The 19,844-nt window shown below is 40.1% G+C and carries 12 protein-coding genes; all 12 read left to right on the forward strand.

Annotated elements, in window-relative coordinates:
* The first annotated feature begins 12 nt into the window (after positions 1-12).
* The 12 genes from prc (at position 13) to rmf (ending at position 19,807) form a co-directional block, all read left to right on the forward strand.
* On the forward strand, positions 13-2,013 hold the full coding sequence (gene prc, locus F0227_RS04260; RefSeq protein WP_171751939.1) for a carboxy terminal-processing peptidase: 2,001 nt from the start codon (positions 13-15) through the stop codon (positions 2,011-2,013).
* A 143-nt stretch (positions 2,014-2,156) separates the two neighbouring features.
* Positions 2,157-2,822: a hypothetical protein gene (locus F0227_RS04265; RefSeq protein WP_171751940.1), complete on the forward strand. Its 666-nt coding sequence runs from the start codon at positions 2,157-2,159 to the stop codon at positions 2,820-2,822.
* Positions 2,823-3,010: 188 nt separating this feature from the next.
* Entirely contained in the window at positions 3,011-5,632 is a 2,622-nt protein-coding gene (pepN, locus tag F0227_RS04270) for an aminopeptidase N (protein ID WP_171751941.1), read from the forward strand.
* A gap of 70 nt (positions 5,633-5,702) precedes the next feature.
* A complete protein-coding gene (locus tag F0227_RS04275) occupies positions 5,703-5,921 on the forward strand; it encodes a DUF2835 domain-containing protein (protein WP_171751942.1) in 219 nt (72 codons plus the stop codon).
* Between the two features lie 177 nt (positions 5,922-6,098).
* Entirely contained in the window at positions 6,099-10,943 is a 4,845-nt protein-coding gene (locus F0227_RS04280; RefSeq protein WP_171751943.1) for an NAD-glutamate dehydrogenase, read from the forward strand.
* 47 nt (positions 10,944-10,990) lie between these two features.
* Positions 10,991-12,001: a quinone-dependent dihydroorotate dehydrogenase gene (gene pyrD, locus F0227_RS04285; protein WP_171751944.1), complete on the forward strand. Its 1,011-nt coding sequence runs from the start codon at positions 10,991-10,993 to the stop codon at positions 11,999-12,001.
* Between the two features lie 141 nt (positions 12,002-12,142).
* Positions 12,143-12,685: a cell division protein ZapC gene (locus tag F0227_RS04290; protein WP_171751945.1), complete on the forward strand. Its 543-nt coding sequence runs from the start codon at positions 12,143-12,145 to the stop codon at positions 12,683-12,685.
* Positions 12,686-13,242: 557 nt separating this feature from the next.
* Positions 13,243-15,375: a bifunctional 23S rRNA (guanine(2069)-N(7))-methyltransferase RlmK/23S rRNA (guanine(2445)-N(2))-methyltransferase RlmL gene (gene rlmKL / locus F0227_RS04295; RefSeq protein ID WP_171751946.1), complete on the forward strand. Its 2,133-nt coding sequence runs from the start codon at positions 13,243-13,245 to the stop codon at positions 15,373-15,375.
* Complete coding sequence (locus F0227_RS04300) at positions 15,362-15,610, forward strand: glutaredoxin family protein (RefSeq protein WP_171751947.1); 249 nt, start codon at positions 15,362-15,364, stop codon at positions 15,608-15,610. The genes rlmKL and F0227_RS04300 overlap by 14 nt, the downstream gene beginning before the upstream one ends.
* Positions 15,588-17,516 (forward strand): ABC transporter ATP-binding protein, encoded by a 1,929-nt coding sequence (locus F0227_RS04305; protein ID WP_171751948.1) that lies wholly within the window; start codon positions 15,588-15,590, stop codon positions 17,514-17,516. Before F0227_RS04300 ends, F0227_RS04305 begins: the two co-directional genes overlap by 23 nt.
* A 1-nt stretch (position 17,517) precedes the next feature.
* A complete protein-coding gene (locus F0227_RS04310; protein ID WP_171751949.1) occupies positions 17,518-19,476 on the forward strand; it encodes a DUF3466 family protein in 1,959 nt (652 codons plus the stop codon).
* A gap of 157 nt (positions 19,477-19,633) precedes the next feature.
* Positions 19,634-19,807, forward strand: a complete 174-nt coding sequence (gene rmf / locus F0227_RS04315) for a ribosome modulation factor (protein ID WP_171751950.1) — start codon at positions 19,634-19,636, stop codon at positions 19,805-19,807.
* Positions 19,808-19,844: the final 37 nt, after the last annotated feature.

The raw sequence follows: 19,844 nt of genomic DNA on the forward strand, positions 1-19,844 counted from the left end.
ATAATCCTACGCATGAATTGCCGTTTAAAACTTACACTTATAGCCGCTAATATTGTTTTAGCGGCTTCTGCTCAGGCTTTAGAAAGTAAAATATCTAAAGACGAAATCCCTAATCTTAGCGCTGAAGCGCAACATACCACAGCAAGTAAAAGAGTTACTTCTCGTTTTACCACAACGCACTATAAGCGTTTTAGCCTCAATGATGACTTTTCTAAAGCGATGTTTGATCGTTATTTAGAATTGTTAGATTTCAATCGAAATATTTTCACTCAAAACGATATTGATTCATTTGCAGCTTGGTCAACAGAGTTAGACGACCAATTAAAGCAAGGAAATAATCAAATTGCGTTTGATGTCTATAATCTTGCTCTTGATAAACGCTATGACCGTTATGTTTATGCTTTGTCATTACTTGATAAAGAGATCACATTCGACAGCGATGAAAGAATTGAGCTAGATCGCTCTGAGGCGGCATGGCCAAAAGACGAAAACGAGCTAAATGAGTTGTGGCGTAAGAGGGTAAAATACGACGCGTTAAGTTTAAAGCTGACAGACAAAGAGTGGCCAGAGATTAAGGAGATGCTTGAGAAGCGATATAATAACGCTATCAAAAGGATGACCCAATCTCATAGTGAAGACGCATTTCAACTCTATATGAATGCCTTTGCTCGGCAGATCGACCCTCATACCAGTTATCTATCTCCAAGAAACGCAGAGCAGTTTCAGTCAGAGATGAATTTATCGCTAGAAGGCATTGGTGCTGTACTACAGCAGACAGATGATTATACCGTAATTCGTTCCTTAGTTGCTGGTGGCCCGGCGTCTAAGAGTAAAGAGTTAAGTGAAGGTGATCGAATTGTCGGTGTCGGTCAACAAGACGAAGATATTGTTGATGTTATCGGCTGGCGACTGGATGACGTGGTGCAATTAATAAAAGGTCCTAAGGGAACCGAAGTTAAATTGCAGATATTGCCAGAAGGTAAAAGCGCAAAAAGTCACACTGTAACAATTGTCCGAGATAAAGTGAGACTTGAAGATAGGGCGGTTAAATCCAGTATCATTGAAAAAGACGGTAAGAAAATAGGTGTGCTTGAAGTGCCTAGCTTCTACGTTGGATTATCAAAAGATACTGACAAGCTCATTCAAGAATTAAAGGCGCAATCTATCGACGGTATTATTGTTGATTTACGAAATAATGGTGGTGGGGCGTTAACGGAAGCAACGGCTCTTTCCGGTCTGTTTATTTCAAAAGGGCCGGTTGTTCAAGTTCGTGATAGCTACGGACGAGTAAACGTAAATAGTGATACGGATGGTTTGATCAGCTATCAAGGTCCTATGACTGTGCTGATAAATCGATACAGCGCGTCAGCTTCTGAGATATTTGCGGCAGCAATGCAAGATTATGGTCGGGCAATTATTTTGGGAGAACAATCTTTTGGTAAAGGAACAGTTCAGCAGCATCGTTCACTTAACCATATCTACGATTTGTTTGATAAAGAGCTGGGTTACGTCCAATACACAATTCAAAAGTTTTATCGCATTAATGGCGGTAGTACGCAGAATAAAGGTGTAGTACCTGATATCTCTTATCCTACTCCAGTTGATCCTGAAGAAACGGGCGAAAGCGTTGAAGATAATGCGCTACCGTGGGATAGCATTGATCGTGCTAACTATGGTGTTCTAAAGCAGCGCGATGAACAAATAGCGTTTCTAACGGCTAAACATCAGGCTCGTATTGCTACCGATATGGAGTTTGCGTTTATTGATCAAGATATTGAGAAATATAAAGCAGAGAAAGATGATAATAGCCTGTCGTTAAATGAGCAGGTTCGTCGTAATAAGAGTGATGAGCGTGATGATCAGCGTTTAGAGCGTGTTAATAAGCGTCAAAAAATGGCGGAAAAAGAACCGTTTAAAACGCTAGAGGATATTCCTAAAGACTACGAATCTCCTGATGCTTATTTAGATGAGTCAGTAGCCATTACTCTTGATATGATTAATGCTAAAGATTAATAGCCAATAATTCTGACAAAAAGTAAAAAGCGAGCATAATGCTCGCTTTTTTTATCTGTTAATTTTATTGTGATTTATGTCAATAATTTCGCGTTATGGGCTAACTGAACCTACTCTTATAAAAAGTGGAGAGGGTTTGAGTTATGAGATGGCTTATTATATTTCTTGCTTGTACATCGTTTTATCTATCCAGTTCCGAACTTAGTGAGAAAAGAACTGATCTTACTCAGTTCGATTATCCATTCTTGTTGGGCGATTGGTATTTAGTTAATCCATTTCCTGATGAAGCGGGTAACGACTTTGTTGTCATCCGTTTGCATATTGCTTCAAACTACTCGTTTGCCATAGAGATTCAAAAATATGATGATACCTATGAGTATTGGGCTGGCGAGTATATTGTGGATCGAGATACATTAGTATTAGGCGCGGATATCGACAACCAACAAATCTATAACTACACCGTTAGCCACAATCAATTGATGCTCAATGGCATCTATTTTTCCAAAGGCTATCATTCTGAATTAGTCGGAAACTGGACCAGCGAAGCGATACAAGGAGAGGATATTCTGGCTAGTAAAGTGAGTAAGTTAAACTTAACCTTGCAGCCTGATTTCATGTTTCTATTTATGGCGGAATCTCATGATGGCAATATGGCCGCATACCAAGGCGTTTACTACTTTGAGGGGGATAGTTTAGTGCTGATGTATGAGAAAGGTGAACAGAATTCTCGATATAGCATTGATGAAGGCCAATTGACTTTACAAAGTAATGACTTTGATATGCTCGCTGTTATGAATCGATCGGAGTGATTTATACTGTTGAGTATATTTATTACTGAGTAATTAGGTTGCTATTAAATGGATGTGTGGTCAGATATTTTTAAATATGGTTATTTTGCAAAATAACTGCTTTGGTGGGGTTGTAATTCGGCTTTGGCAACCAAAGATATAGAGACAGACGAAATTTACTTGCTTTGCCAAGCACATAAGGAACTATCATGTCTCAAGCTACCGAGAGTCAGGCTCCCGAAGCCAAATACCGTAAAGATTACCAATCTCCCGATCATACTATTTCTCATGTTGATCTTGATTTTGATCTGGATGACAACGTGACGACCGTGACGGCTACTTCAAAAGTACAACAGTTGAAAGAGAACTCGACTCTGGTTTTGCACGGAGAGCATATTGTTCTTAAATCCATTTATGTAGATGGTGTTGAGTGGGATGATTTCGCGACCCACAAAGGTGAATTGCGAATACATAACCTTCCAAAGCAGTTTGAATTGACCATAGTTAATGAAATAAACCCAAGTGAAAATAGTGCGCTTGAAGGTTTATACAAATCAGATGGTGCATTTTGTACTCAGTGCGAAGCTGAGGGATTTCGAAGAATTACTTACTACCTAGACAGACCAGATGTGCTGGCTGTTTTTACTGTAAAAGTTACTGCTGATAAAGAACAGTATCCTTACTTACTGAGTAACGGTAATAAAATTGAGCAGGGTGAACTAACCGATGGAAAACATTGGGTAAAATGGCATGACCCTCATCCAAAACCGGCTTATCTTTTTGCGCTTGTTGCTGGTGACTTTGATGTCTTGAATGACAAGTATATAACTCGATCTGGACGCGAAGTTGCGCTGCAAATTTTTGTTGATAAAGGCAACTTAGACAGAGCTAATCACGCTATGCTGTCATTGATTAATTCGATGAAATGGGATGAGCAGAGATTTGGTCTAGAGTATGACCTCGATATTTACATGATCGTTGCGGTTGATTTTTTCAACATGGGGGCGATGGAGAACAAAGGATTAAACGTCTTTAACTCCAAGTTTGTTTTAGCAAATGAGAAGACTGCCACGGATACCGATTATCTTGGTATTGAAGCGGTTATCGGTCATGAGTATTTCCACAACTGGACCGGAAATAGGGTTACCTGCCGAGATTGGTTTCAGCTTAGTTTAAAAGAGGGTTTGACCGTATTTAGAGATCAGGAGTTTTCATCTGATTTAGGATCTAGAGCGGTAAACCGAATTAATAATGTAAGAATCATTCGCGGCCCGCAATTTGCGGAGGACGCGAGTCCTATGTCTCATCCAATACGCCCAGACAAAGTTATTGAAATGAATAACTTCTATACATTGACTGTATATGAAAAGGGCAGTGAAGTAATTCGAATGATGCATACTCTACTGGGAGAAGAGAAGTTCCAACAAGGAATGCAACTCTATTTTGAACGTCATGACGGCACGGCAGCAACGTGTGATGACTTTGTTGCGGCAATGCAAGATGCCTCTAATGTTGACCTGTCACAGTTTAAGCTATGGTATAGCCAGTCAGGAACCCCAACCGTTAAAGTGATCAGTCACTATGATGAAAATCTCGCTCAATTTACCTTAACACTTGAACAGTCCACTGCTGCAACGCAAGAACAGCAAGAGAAACAAGCGTTACATATTCCTTTTGATATAGAACTATACGGGAAGAATGGCAGTGTGATTCCGTTACAGTGTGACGGGGAAGCTGTCGATAATGTTGTTAATTTTAAACAAGATAAGCAAACATTTGTTTTTGATGGTGTTAAAGAGCAACCAGTGATCTCTTTGCTGCGTGAGTTTTCTGCACCGGTTAAAATAGAGTATGACTATTCTGATCAGCAACTTATGTTTTTAATGGTTCATGCTAGAAATGATTTTGCGCGTTGGGATGCCAGCCAAATGTTATTGGCAAAATATATTCGTAGCAATGTGGCCAACCTTCAGGCTGGTAAAGCGTTTGATATTTCCAATGATGTCATTGATGCATTTCGTGGTGTGCTTCTCAATGAAGCATTAGAGCCTGCATTTATTTCCGAAGTACTTTCTCTTCCAAGTCATAATGAAGTGTCAGGTTGGTTCAAGCCAGTAGACGTTGATGCAATTGCGAAGGTCATTAAATCTCTAAAAGTGGCTCTTGCTACTGGATTAGAAGATGAACTAAGTGCTGTTTACTCTACACTAGTTCAAAAAGAGTACGATATTAGCCATGAATCTATTGGTAAACGAGCGTTACGAAACTGTTGTTTGAGTTACTTAGCTTATCTGCCTGAAGGAAATAACAGAGTAGAACAACAGTACGCATCGTCAACCAATATGACAGATACCATAGCGGCATTATCTGCCGCGAATCAGGCAGAGCTAATGTGCCGCGAAAGTTTGATGGCAGACTTTAGTAATACATGGAGCCATGACGGTCTGGTCATGGATAAATGGTTCGCACTACAAGGAACAAACCCAGCTAATAATGCGTTAGACACGGTTAGAAAAACCATGAATCACGCTACGTTTAGTTTGAAAAATCCAAATAGAATTAGAAGTTTAATCGGATCATTTTTATCGGCAAACCCAGTCAATTTCCATGGAAAAGATGGTAAGGGTTATGATTTTGCAGAAGAAATTCTGACATTGTTGAATGATAAAAATCCACAAGTTGCCTCTCGACTAATTGATCCTTTGTTGAAATATAGAAACTATGATGATCAAAGAGCAGAGCTTATGCGTGAAAAATTGGAGTCTTTATCTAAACTGGATAACTTAGCAAAAGATCTATTTGAAAAAGTGACTAAAGCGCTAGAGTCTTAGTAGACGGCGATTTATTAATTGGCTGCGACTCATGTTTGGTCGCAGCCTTTACTAAATTAACTTATCTAATATGAAACAATATACATTTCGATTAAACATCTCTTATCAACATTTTTTACAGCATTATAATGGTGTTGCCAGTCATGTTGTTGTCTATTCTGACCAAGGTTTAAAGCTGCAGATACCAGCATCTCGATTGCGTCCATTTATTAGTCAATTGGGCTTAAAAGGAAGGTTTAGATTAACAACTGACCAGACAAACAAATTTGTAAAGTTAGAATCACTATAGTTCTCTTTTTTTTCAGTCAGTTAAACCGTAAGACCTATCACAAAAATAGACATTTCATCTTATTATCCCTCTAAAGCTGTTAACTAAAATACAATATTGCTTTTACAATGTAGATACACACTAACAAAGATTGGTGTCGGTATTTTCCCCTGAATCGACTAAATTTGGAGCGTTAACATGACCGCACGAGAGCCAGTAGTACCGGTTCTACTTGAAAAAGTTTACCAATTAATTCAAGACAAAGTTGAACTTACACAGAGACCTTTGGTTACGCAGCTTGCACAATACATGTTCAATAACATTGCACAAGACGATTTGATTCATAGAAATGAGTCGGATCTATATGGAGCAATAGTTAGTTTATGGCAACATGTTTTAGAAACAAAACAGCAACAAATTTCCGTTCAGGTGTTTAACCCAACGCTTAGTCGACATGGTTGGCAGTCAACCCATACCATCGTAGAGATTGTTGTTCCAGACAGTCCATTTCTCGTTGACTCAACAAAAATGGCTCTGGATAGATTAGATCTTAATTGCCACTTTATTCTGCATGGTCCTACTCAAGTAGAACGCGATGAACAAAACGAGAAGATTGTTGGCCTTAATACCGGACAGGGCAAATACCAGTCACTCTTTCATATCGAAGTTGACCGTTTAAATGAAAAATCAGAAATGGTTGGGCTTAAACAAGAGCTTATCGATGTGTTAACAGATACCGGACTGGTGGTTTCTGACTGGAAACCGATGGCGGAAAAACTTCAGCAAGTGACGAAACAGGTAGAGAAAAGCGTCGACTCTATTCCGCTACCGCCAGAACGCTTAGGGGAGAGTTTGCAGTTTCTTCGTTGGCTCGGAGACCATAATTTTACCTTTATGGGATATAAAGAGTATGACTTGGTGGAAGTAGACGGAGAGAAACAGTTAACGCCAACCAAAGAAAAAGGGCTGGGACTATTTGCCGTAGATCGTCGTGTTAGAACGGTGAAGCTTTCCGAGTTCGCAGAGTCAGCACAAGCTGAAGCCACCAAACCTTATTTGTTGATTTTAACAAAAGGTCACGCTGCTTCACGAATTCACCGACCAGCGTATACCGATTACATCGGTATTAAGAAATTTGATAAAAATGGAAAGGTGATTGGTGAGCATAGATTTACTGGACTGTATACCTCGGTTGTCTATAACCAGAGCGTGTTTAGTATTCCGTTAGTAGGACAAAAAGTTGAACGCATACTGGCAGCTAGTGGTTACCAGATCGGTTCGTACTCTTATAAAGCACTGCACAATATTTTAGAAAACTTCCCTCGCGATGAACTTCTACAAGCTAAAGAAGAAGAATTACTTGAAGTAGGAACCGGTGTCGTTCAAATGCAAGAGCGTGATCTTGTGAGACTGTTTGTCCGGAAAGACCCGTTCGGCCGTTTTTTCAGCTGTATGGTTTATGTTACTAAAGAGCGATACAACACTGAGTTAAGAAGACAAACCCAGCGATTACTCAAACAGTACTGTCTGTCTGATAGGGACGTGGAATTCACCACTTTCTTCTCTGAGAGTTCATTAGCGAGAACACACTATATTGTTCGCGTTGACAATAACAACATTAATATAGACGTAAAAGCGATAGAGCATAATTTAATGGAAGCATCTTCTACTTGGGACGACAGACTAAAAAGTGCCATTATTGCCAACCTTGGTGAGAGTAAAGGGGTACCGATTTCAAAGAGTTTTAAACGTGCATTTCCTAATTCATACAAATCGGATGTAATGCCAGGTACCGCGGTTGCCGATATTGAGCGATTAGAAGCGTTAAGTGATGATAATAAATTAGGAATGCTGTTATATCGTCCGCAAGAAGAGGCGTCCAACTCAAAAGTAATACATTTAAAACTCTATCATCGTGATGAGCCTATTCATCTATCTGACGTGATGCCTATGTTAGAAAATTTAGGTCTGCGAGTTGTTGGAGAATCACCGTATGAGATCCGAAAAGCCAACGGCACCGTTTATTGGATCTTAGACTTCTCCATGTTGATCCGAAGTGATACTCGAATAGATCTAAGAGAAGCGCGAGATCGTTTTCAACAAGCATTTGCGGCTATTTGGGATGGTGAATTAGAGAGCGACGGCTTTAACCGGCTCATATTAGGTGCAGGATTAACCGGCCGTGAAGTGACGATATTAAGAAGTTATGCTCGTTACATGCGCCAAGTTGGTTTCCCATTTAGTCAAAACTATATCGAGGATACATTAACCTCTCATGCAGAGCTTGCTCAAGGTTTGGTTGCGCTGTTTACTAAACGTTTTGATCCGAAATTTAAAGGAAGCAAGAAAGGACAAGCCGATCTCATTGCCAAGTTAACCGATCAGTTAGATCATGTTGAGAGCTTGGATGATGATCGTATCATTCGACGTTATATTGATATGATTTCGGCGACATTAAGAACCAACTATTATCAAACTGATCAGTTCAACCGCTGCAAAACTTGGCTTTCTTTAAAGCTTAAACCTAGTGATATTCCAGAGATACCGGCGCCAGTACCCGCATTTGAGATTTTTGTTTATGCCCCGGATATTGAAGGTGTGCATCTACGTGGCGGAAAGGTTGCCAGAGGTGGCTTGCGTTGGTCTGATAGACAAGAAGATTTTAGAACAGAAATTCTTGGTTTAGTGAAAGCACAACAGGTAAAAAATACTGTTATCGTTCCAGTTGGCGCGAAAGGTGGTTTTGTCTGTAAGAAACAGCATCTTTTATCTGGCAGAGATGAAATTTTTGCTGAAGGACAACGTTGCTATAAAAAGTTCATTCGAGCACTACTTGATGTATCTGACAATATTGTCGATGGTCAGGTATCTCCGCCAATAAATGTTGTTCGTCATGATGAAGATGATGCGTATTTAGTTGTTGCCGCAGATAAAGGTACAGCGACATTTTCTGACCTAGCTAACTCAGTATCTGAAGAGTATAACTTTTGGTTAGGAGATGCATTCGCCTCCGGTGGATCAAATGGCTATGACCACAAAGCAATGGGAATTACGGCGAAAGGGGGCTGGGAATCCGTTAAGCGCCACTTTAGAGAAATGAATATTGATTGCCAGACAACCGATTTTACCGTGATTGGTATTGGTGACATGGCGGGAGATGTATTTGGTAACGGTATGCTGCTATCTAAGCATATACGTTTACAAGCCGCGTTTAACCACATGCATATCTTTATTGATCCTAATCCAGATTCGGCAAAAAGCTGGAAAGAGCGTGATAGATTGTTTGCGCTGCCACGATCCAGTTGGGAAGATTATGATGCGAAATTGATCTCTAAAGGTGGTGGTATTTTTTCTCGACGATCCAAGTCGATCAAATTAACACCTGAGATCCAAAAATTATTGGGCACACGAAAATCATCGGTAGCACCAAATGATCTCATTAAGATGATCTTGCAGATGAATGTCGATTTACTTTGGAATGGCGGCATAGGCACTTATGTTAAAGCCTCAACAGAGACAAGTGTTGATGTTGGTGACCGAGCCAATGACGGTCTGAGAATTGATGGCAAAGATGTCAATGCCAAAGTGATCGGCGAAGGGGGCAATTTAGGTTTAACTCAGATGGGGCGTATAGAGTACGCGCTTAAAGGTGGACGAGTTAATACTGACTTTGTTGATAATGTTGGTGGTGTCGATTGTTCTGATAATGAAGTAAATATTAAGATCTTCCTAAATGGCTTAGTAGCAAATGGCGATCTCACTATAAAGCAGCGCAATGAAATCTTGGTTAAGATGGAAGATGAAGTTGGTGAAATTGTTTTGGATGACGCCTACTGCCAAGCTGAATCCATTTCCGTTAGTGAATCACTTGGTGTGTCAGTCGTTAAGGAACAGATTCGATTTATTCATCATCTTGAGAAGGCTGGCCATTTAGATAGGGCACTTGAGTATATTCCTGACGATGAAACATTGCTTGAGAGAGAAAAAAGAGGCTTGGCGTTTACTCGTCCAGAATTATCTGTTCTCGTTGCTTACGGAAAAATGGTTCTTAAAGAAGAGTTGGTGTGTGACGAAATTGCTTCGGACAGTTTCCATAAGCAACTTTTGGTTAAGTACTTCCCAGAGGAGTTACGCCGTAACTATATTAAGCATGCTGATAATCATCCACTGAAATCAGAAATTGTTGCTACTGCACTTGCCAATCAAATGGTAAATGAAATGGGCTGCAACTTTGTTACCCGCTTGCAAGAAGAGACGGGAGCGACGGTTGCAAGTATCGCAAACGCCTATGCTGCGGCAAGAGAGATTTATAATTTCGAAGATACTTTAAAAGAGATTCGTAAATTAGATAATAAGGCCAATACGACAGCGCAGTATGAATTGATATTTTATGTACGAAGAACATTGCGTCGTTTGTCGCGTTGGTTGATCCGAAATCGTGTGGGTAATCCTTCGGTTAATGATCTTATTGAGCAGTATAAGGGTGATGTATTAGCGGTAACTAAAGGATTGGATCGATTCTTAGTGCCTGAAGAAGTAAAAGAGCATAATGATCTGGCACACTCTTGGGTAGAAAAGGGAGTCGATAAGACATTAGCAAACCATGTTGCTCGTCTTTCTAGCTTAAATTCAGCAATGGATATTTCTGCAGTTGCTAAAGAGAGCGGCAAATCCATAGAAGGTGCAGCAAAATTGTACTTCACTCTTGGTGATAGAATTTCTCTTCACTGGTTCCTAAAACAGATTAATGGTCAAGGTGTAGACAATAATTGGCAAGCGTTAGCAAGAGCTGCTTTTAGAGAAGATCTCGATTGGCAACAGAGACAGTTAACTGCGCAAGTTCTTAATTGTGGCTGTAATCCTGAGCAGTTCGAACCAATCAAAGCGCTTGATGAATGGATGGAGAGTAATCAAAATTCATTGCAAAGATGGGACAATATTCTTAACGAATTTAAAGTCGGTACGGTACATGAATTTGCAAAATTTTCTGTGGCACTTCGAGAACTGATGTTATTAAATTTGAATTGTTCAACAAATAAGTAAATAATACAGCCCCGTTTATACGGGGCTTTTTTCTATCGGAGGCATAAATGCTTTACCGTCTAGCCAGGACTGGCTTTTTTCAACTTGATGCCGAAAAGGCACATGATCTTGCAATTCAAAATTTTAAACGTGTTCAAGGTACACCTCTCGATCTATTTTACCGTCAGCATTTGCCTCAACGGCAAGTCACTTGTATGGGATTAACATTCAAAAATCCCGTTGGACTTGCTGCCGGTCTTGATAAAAATGGTGAGTGTATTGATGCGTTTGGTGCTATGGGCTTTGGTTTTATTGAAGTTGGTACCGTCACACCGCGACCACAATCGGGTAACGACAAACCTAGACTATTTCGATTAAAAGAAGCAGAAGGCTTGATTAATCGGATGGGCTTTAATAATGATGGTGTCGATAAGCTTGTCGAAAACATCAAGGGCGCAAATTATGATGGTGTTCTTGGTATCAATATTGGCAAAAATAAAGATACGCCTATTGAAAGCGGCAGTGAAGATTACTTAATCTGCATGGATAAGGTTTATCAATATGCTGGTTATATCGCTGTTAACATCTCTTCACCTAATACACCTGGATTACGTTCACTTCAATATGGTGAGACTTTAGATCAATTATTGTCGGATCTGAAGACTAAGCAGCTTGAGCTTGAAAAAGTCCACAATAAGTATGTGCCTCTTGCGTTAAAAATTGCGCCTGATTTAAGTGATGATGAAATCATTCAAATTTGTACCTCGTTAAAGAAACATCAGTTTGATGGGGTCATCGCAACAAATACTACATTGGATAGAAGTGTTGTGAGCGGATTAAAGCATGCAGAAGAAACGGGTGGGCTAAGTGGTCGCCCGGTACAGAAACGTAGTACTGAAGTGGTTCAAAAACTTTATCAACAATTAGCGGATGACATTCCTATTATTGGTGTAGGTGGTGTTGATAGTTATGTATCAGCAAAAGAAAAACTACTTGCTGGTGCCAAGCTTGTACAAGTTTACTCTGGGTTTATTTATCACGGCCCAGTTTTGGTAAAAGATATCGTTAAAAATTTATAGTTAAACCTGCTTTATTAATGAAAAGAGGAATTAATTTTCCTCTTTTTTTTTTCTCATCCGTTTGTAAAATTATCGAACAGTTGGTGCAGGGTAGTTATACAGCTTAGCTACTTTTAAATATTATAATTAAGAGACGGAACGATGTTAAAACCAAATGATACATGGACGTGGTTCTTCGATGAACGCGAAAGCGCTCTTATGTTGGATCTTGGCGATAATATGATGTTTAAAGTTAACTTAGCAAAAAAGTTACTGGTAGATTGTGCTTATAGCAGAAGTGATTTTACCGTTGATGACGCCTCTTCCTTCCAAACCTTTAAAGACCAAGCTGCATTGCTTGATCTCTCTGTACCTAGACAAGCAGAGTTGATACTTAACTGTGTCGCTAATAAAAGATTTCACAAACCTGTGCAGCCAAAAAGTTGGTTTTTTGAACCAAGCGGCACAGATTACGTTCCAAATGAAGGTGATATCGTACATCTACATAATAGATATGGAGAAGGCTACTTCATTGTTATCGATGTATGTGAGACAGCTAGTCTGTGTGCCTATATAGAACAAGGTGACTTTGTTCTTGATGGACGCAAAGCGCTATCATTTGGACAACCGATAAAAGTGATGCACGACCGCATGTTGTGTGCAAATCAGAATTTTGCTGACATGCCGATTGCGTTAGTTGGCTAAAATCTATATTCGTTCCTTTGTTATTTTTATATCGACCTATTTGGTCGATTTTTTTTGCCTATAAAAGGCCAATTTTCTCCAATATCTACCTCCCCATTTCCATCTTAACTCCTCATAAATCCATTAATAAAAGACATATTCATCTCTATAGGGTGAATTGCTAGTTATTACAAATGAGACATTGTGGGCAAATGACAGAAAAATTCTCATAAACTCTATCAATAGAATTACCGATTTTTATCTATTCAATCGTCAAAACTTCCTGTTTTAAGCCGTTTTGTAATTAATTTACACTGTTAATTCCTCTCTGGTCTATACCAAAACCGAAGTGAATAAGTAGTCACTTACTTGGCGGGTCATTAAACTCGTCCAGAATGAAAAGGGAGTAAATGCTCACTTCATTTTTTGCGTAAAATTAGATTTTTCGTTAACAGAAAAGGATATAGAGGGAAAATTGTTCAATTAGAACGTTCAGTACGATTAATTACGCTTTATTTTCTGAATATTGGAGATTCTCAGGTATAATCAAGCTCATTTTTTTGCCGACAAAGAACGATATGAATCAATATTTAGCGATTACTTCGAATGGATTAGAAAATCTGCTCGTAGATGAACTTATTAAATTGGGTATTAATGACCCAAAACCAGTGCAAGCAGGTGTGCGTTTTAAAGCAAGCGCAGAACAAATTTATCGTTGCTGCATTTGGAGTCGAATTGCTTCAAGGTTTGTACGAGTACTATCAGAATTTAACTGCCAAGATGATATGGACCTCTATTTGTCGGCTTCTGCTATTAACTGGCCAGCACAATTTAAAGCCAATAAAAGTCTCGTTGTAGACTTTAACGGTACAAACAGAGAAATACGCAATAGCCAGTATGGTGCGATGAAGGTGAAAGACGCCATAGTCGATAGTTTCAATAAGAAAAATCTTCAGAGACCGACGATCAGTAAAGATCAACCTGATCTTCGAGTTCATGTTCGCTTGCACCGAGATAAAGCAATACTTGGTATTGATATGGTAGGCAGCGGCTTGCATCAGCGAGGTTATAGAACTGAGGCTGGACGTGCGCCTCTACGTGAAACATTAGCAGCGGCCATCGTTATGCGCTCTGGCTGGAAGGCAAACACTCCTCTATTGGACCCTATGTGTGGTTCTGGAACGTTAATCATCGAAGCTGCTCTAATTGCGTGCAATGTTGCGCCAGGTGTTAAACGTGCTCGTTGGGGCTTTGAAGCACTAGAAGATTTCGATGCGGAATTGTGGGCTGAAGTGAAAGCAGAAGCGAATGTGCAAGGTCGAAAGGGTGTCAAAAATAATGACACTAGATTTTTCGCTTTCGATAATGACCCACGAGTATTAAAAACCGCTAAAGATAACGCTAGACGCGCAGGAGTGGAGCAGTTTATCCAGTTTGAACTTGGTGATGCTGCTCAGTTGGTTAAGCCACAAGGTTTTGATCAAGGCACTATTGTTTGTAATCCACCGTATGGTGAAAGGCTGGGGACAGAGCCGGGCCTAATTGCGTTATATACTGCTTTTGGTGCTCAAATAAAACAGCAGTTTCCAGGATGCTCGGCTTCTATTTTCTCTAGTTCTGATGAGCTATTGAGTTGTTTACGTATGAGGGCAGATAAACAGTTCAAATTGCACAACGGTGCGTTACAGTGTCACCAAAAAAATTATTCGGTTTCTGAACGAAGAACAGATCAATCAAGTAATGACAACGAGCAACAGCTTGCGGTTATTGCCCCTGACTTCTCAAATCGACTTAAGAAAAATCGTGCAAAATTGGCTAAATGGGCAAGAAAACAACAACTTGATTGCTACAGGGTCTACGATGCAGATTTGCCTGAATATAATGTTGCAATTGACGTCTATTTAGATCAAATAGTGATTCAAGAGTATGCCGCGCCTAAAGACATTCCTGAAGAGAAAGCGAAACGACGCCTAACGGATGTTATTAGAGCGACGATTCAAGTCATGGGTGTCGATGCCAATAACGTGGTATTAAAAACCCGTGAGAAGAAGAAAGGCTCGTCTCAGTATCAGAAGTTAAACCAAGGCTCGAGTAATTTTGCTGTAGAAGAATACGGCGTAAAGCTGTTGGTTAATCTGCATGATTACTTGGACACGGGCTTATTTTTAGATCATAAAATTACACGACGAAAACTATCAGAGATGGCGAAAGGGAAAGACTTCCTTAATTTGTTCGCCTATACCGGCTCTGCTACGGTTCATGCAGCTTGTGGTGGCGCTAAATCAACCACAACAGTCGATATGTCAAAAACTTATCTAGATTGGGCGAAAGATAATCTTAAGCTAAACGGTCAAGTAGGTAAGCAGCATAAATTTGAACAAGCAGATTGCCTTCAGTGGATATCCTCTTCGGATGAGCAGTACGATGTTATCTTTATTGATCCTCCTACGTTTTCAAATTCTAAACGCATGGAGGCAACATTTGATGTGCAGCGTGACCATGTCGAATTAATGAAGAGTTTAAAACAACGACTACGTGCAGACGGGACCATCGTATTTTCAAATAATAAACGTCATTTCAAAATGGATTTAGAAGGGCTGAAAGCACTTGGCTTATCTGCAAATAATATCTCTTCGCAGACCCTTCCTTTGGATTTCCAAAGAAACAAGCAAATACATAACTGTTGGTTGATTACATATGCCAGCGAATAATATTATTTTATATAGTACCGAAGGGTGCCATTTATGTGAGTCTGCAAACGCTCTGCTAATTCAGTGTGGTATTAAAGCAGATATTACCGATATTGCGTTTGATGATAATCTGTTTTTTCGTTACGGGGTAACAATACCTGTGGTGAGATATAACGACTCCGAACTATTTTGGCCTTTCGAATTACAACAACTTCAACAGTGGTTAGAGAATAATGGCATTACTTACCATACATAATGGTCAATTGGCTTTTGGTGATCACCCTTTGCTGGATAAGTCTGACTTTGCACTACAGACGAATGAACGGGTCTGTTTAGTCGGGCGCAATGGCGCCGGTAAATCTACCTTAATGAAAGTGCTTGCCGGAGAAGTCATTATGGATGACGGCAAGATGAAAGTGACTCAAGACGTTGTTGTTTCACGTCTAGAACAAGATCCACCAAGAAACCAGTCTGGGACGGTATTGGATTATGTGGCTAGCGGGTTAGAAGAGACAGGAAAGCAGCTGAAGATCTATAAAGATCAACTGGATCTTGTTGCCAATGACCCTAGTGAAAGCAACATTAATAAATTGGCCAAGATTCAAGAGCAGCTAGAGCACTCCGGAGCTTGGCGATTTGAAGATAGAATTAAAAACGTTCTTACCGCCCTCAGTTTGGACGGTCAGGTCGAACTGACCTCATTATCAGGGGGATGGCAGCGAAAAGCGGCATTAGCAAAAGCTCTTGTTTGTGATCCTGATGTGCTGCTACTCGACGAGCCAACCAACCATTTAGACGTTACAACCATTGAATGGCTAGAGACATTTTTAAAGGATTTTCGTGGTTCTATTATCTTTATTTCTCACGATAGGGCATTTATTAAGTCGATGGCGACGCGCATTGTGGATCTTGATCGAGGAAAGCTGAGTTCATTTCCTGGTGACTATGACAATTACTTAATTGAAAAAGAAGAAGCGCTTCGCGTTGAAGAGATGCAGAATGCCGAGTTTGATAAAAAACTCGCTCAAGAAGAAGTTTGGATTAGGCAAGGTATTAAGGCTAGACGTACCCGAAATGAAGGTCGTGTAAGGGCTCTAAAGCAGTTAAGGCGAGAGAGACAAGAGCGGATAGAGGTTCAAGGTAAAGCTAACTTGCAGATCGATACGTCGGCGCGTTCAGGTAAAATCGTTTTTGAAGCAGACAAAATCGGCTTTAAGTATGACGGTAAACCAATTGTCACAGATTTTAGTTTTAATATAATGCGCGGTGACCGAATAGCGTTGATTGGGCCAAATGGCTGTGGGAAGAGCACCGTACTTAAGTTGTTACTGGATCAGCTACAACCTCAAACGGGTAAATTGCGGTGCGGTACAAAGTTAGAAGTTGCCTATTTTGACCAATACCGAGAGAAGCTGGATCCAGAGAAGTCCGTAATCGATAACTTAGCTGATGGTAAGCAAGAAGTAATGGTTGGCGGCCGCCAAAGGCATGCATTAAGCTATTTGCAAGATTTTTTGTTTCCACCAAAGAGAGCTAGAACACCGGTGAAAGCGTTATCCGGTGGTGAAAAAAATAGGCTATTGCTGGCTCGAATCTTCCTTAAAGCAAACAATTTGCTGGTCTTAGATGAACCAACGAATGATTTAGATATCGAAACTTTGGAACTTTTAGAAGATTTGCTTGCCAATTATGAGGGCACTTTACTTCTTGTTAGTCACGATCGTCAATTTGTAGACAATACTGTGACCACAAGTTGGATTTTCGAAGGTAATGGCATTATAGAAGAGTTCGTTGGTGGCTATCACGATGCACAGCAACAACGAAAGCAAGCTATTGCTGCTAGAACAGATCAATCGCAAGAGAAAACGAAAAAAGCAGCAAAGGCAGCTCAAAGTAACAAACCTGATGGAAATCGAAGTAAGCCTAAAAAACTCTCTTATAAATTGCAGAGAGAGTTAGAGTCATTGCCACAGTTGTTGGAAGAGTTAGAAGAGCAGATAGATTTATTACAACAACAGGTAAATCAGCCAGACTTCTTTTCAAAGTCTGTCGACGTGACACAACCAGTTTTAGACAAGCTTTCAGCTAAAGAACAGCAATTAGAAGCCTCTTTTGAACGATGGGAAGAGCTGGAAGCGATGCAACAGGAATATAATAGTTAACATGCGTAATGATATTTTTAAATTATCCACATTAGCCGCTCTCGTTTTAGCATCAACCAGTGCCAATGCTGCGATATATCGGGTTGTTGAAGTAGATTCTTATGAAAACTTGATACCAGATAGTGTGAGAATTAATAATCCTCAGTATCAGGGGACTTATGGAAGGGCTATAGCAGAAGATACTACAACGGTATTCCCTCTCCCTAGTGATAGTTGTTTTACCGTGGATTGTGGTGATGGTGCTAACAGCGTACTTGCTGGTGAAGCCATTAAAGGCCCTAAGGGGTACAACTATAGACAAGAAGCGCCATTTGGTATTGATAATGGTTTTGTCTATGACACGTTAGCAGAGTTAGAAACCTATTGTAATAATGAGTTTAAATTTGCGACTTGTGGTAACTGGGCAACGAGAACTTGGTCAGGAATAACAGATAAGGGTGTAGGCGGTCTTGAAAGAGAGTTAAATGCATGGGGAGGTGGATATCCCTCTAATGCTTCTGCATTTGTTGAAACAACCTTGCCAGCTATTATCTCGCCAAAAGAGTCCAGCGTTTATGTAGTGGGAGAGCGAACTGCTGATAGCGTAAATACGGTGATTAACGCAATGAATGGTGCCAACGCCATCGGTAATACCAGTAGCGGTATATATAACAAAGCAAGTAACGAAAGAATATATAGAAACCGTGGTTTTTATAGTAATAATATCCAGTTACTGCCGCGACAGGGTGCGACTAGTATAGTAGAGAAAATGGGTCGAACCACTGCGTTTGACTCATTTTCTCATGGTCTCAATACTTATGTTGTTGGTTCTGCTGCTGTGGCTCCATATGATACAAGTGAACGTATTGCGAAAAACACATGCATAGCGGACGCTACTCCTTATAAGCTTAGTGAGTGTCAAGATTTTGCTTTTGCAATGAAACCTTATATTTGGCAAGTAAATGGTGCTGCTGGTGATGTTGTTGGTAAAGTTGTTTCTCCATGGACCGGTATAGGAGATGCTGCTGGTGCTGATACTCAGGCAAATTCGAACAGTAATAAGTTGTCTGGCATGGGGAGTGTTAAAGGCGCAGTAAAAGCTGTTGGTGGCATTTACGATGGTTTGCCAGTTTTGGTTGGATATAATACCGAAAATGTAAGTGGTTACCCAAAAATGCAGGCTGCTGTGTTTATACCTAAAATACCATTTGACATAACTAGAGACAATGAATGGGAAACCAAGTTTGTTACTAATGCTACCTATAACGTAGGTGGTTCTGCTGTACACAGTAACTCTATAGCTAAAGATATTAATGATGATCTTATTGTTATTGGTGAAGCAAAACGACTAGGATCTGTTCCAGAAAATGGTTCAGCTAATAATCGTTTATTTGTTGCTGATGCGAGCTCTGGTGCGCCAGTAGCGAACTTCTTAACTGGTGGTATTTTCTTTAGTGGCGCCGGTGGTGAAGCGAATGCCATTAACAACGACAATATCATTGTTGGTCAAATTGATGCTGAGACTAGCCGTGAAGTTGATGGTAAAAAACGACGTCGCAGAGGGTTTGTTTATCCATACACAGGTTCTAGCGTGAGTGGCACTTTTAATAATAAAGCGTGGTGGATTGACGATCTGACCAATGGTGGCACATATAGCTCTAATAACAATAAGTATCGTATTATCAACGCATCAGACATAAATGAAGCAGGGGTTATTGCAGCTACTGCTATAAAATGTACAACTTCGTTAACCAGCGATGTAGCCGTTGAATATGAATCGACAGCGCACAATGCCTATTGTGGAGCTGATGCTTCGGGTATTGAGAAAATTGTGTCTGTTAAACTTGTTCCACTTCCAGACGGTCAACGTTCTATTAGTACTCGAAGTACAGCTAAACCTCAGGTCTCCAGAAAAGGAGCCGGTTTTGGTTTGCTGACTTTGACCGCTTTAGCGCTAATAAGTTTCAGAAGAAGAAAATAATTTTTACTTCAATAAGGCACAGGTTCAAGTTTTTGAGCCTGTGCTTTTTTTGTGCTTGAGAAATAACGCTGATTCACTCATTCTTATTGGTGGAGTAACACTCACTCCGAGTAATAGTAGTAAGTTAGTAAAATCTCAAGGTACGAGGAACTGCACTATGAAAAGACAGAAACGTGATCGCCTAGAACGAGCACAGTCTCAAGGCTATAAAGCGGGTCTAAATGGAAGATCGATGGACGATTGTCCATATCAACAAACAGATGCTAGGTCTTTTTGGCTAGGTGGATGGCGTGATGCTAGAGATGACAAACAAACGGGTCTCTATAAATAATAAATAAGTCATTATTATAACCCCTTTTTAGGGGTTA

The sequence above is a fragment of the Vibrio sp. 99-8-1 genome (assembly GCF_013114595.1).
GTDB lineage: Bacteria > Pseudomonadota > Gammaproteobacteria > Enterobacterales > Vibrionaceae > Vibrio.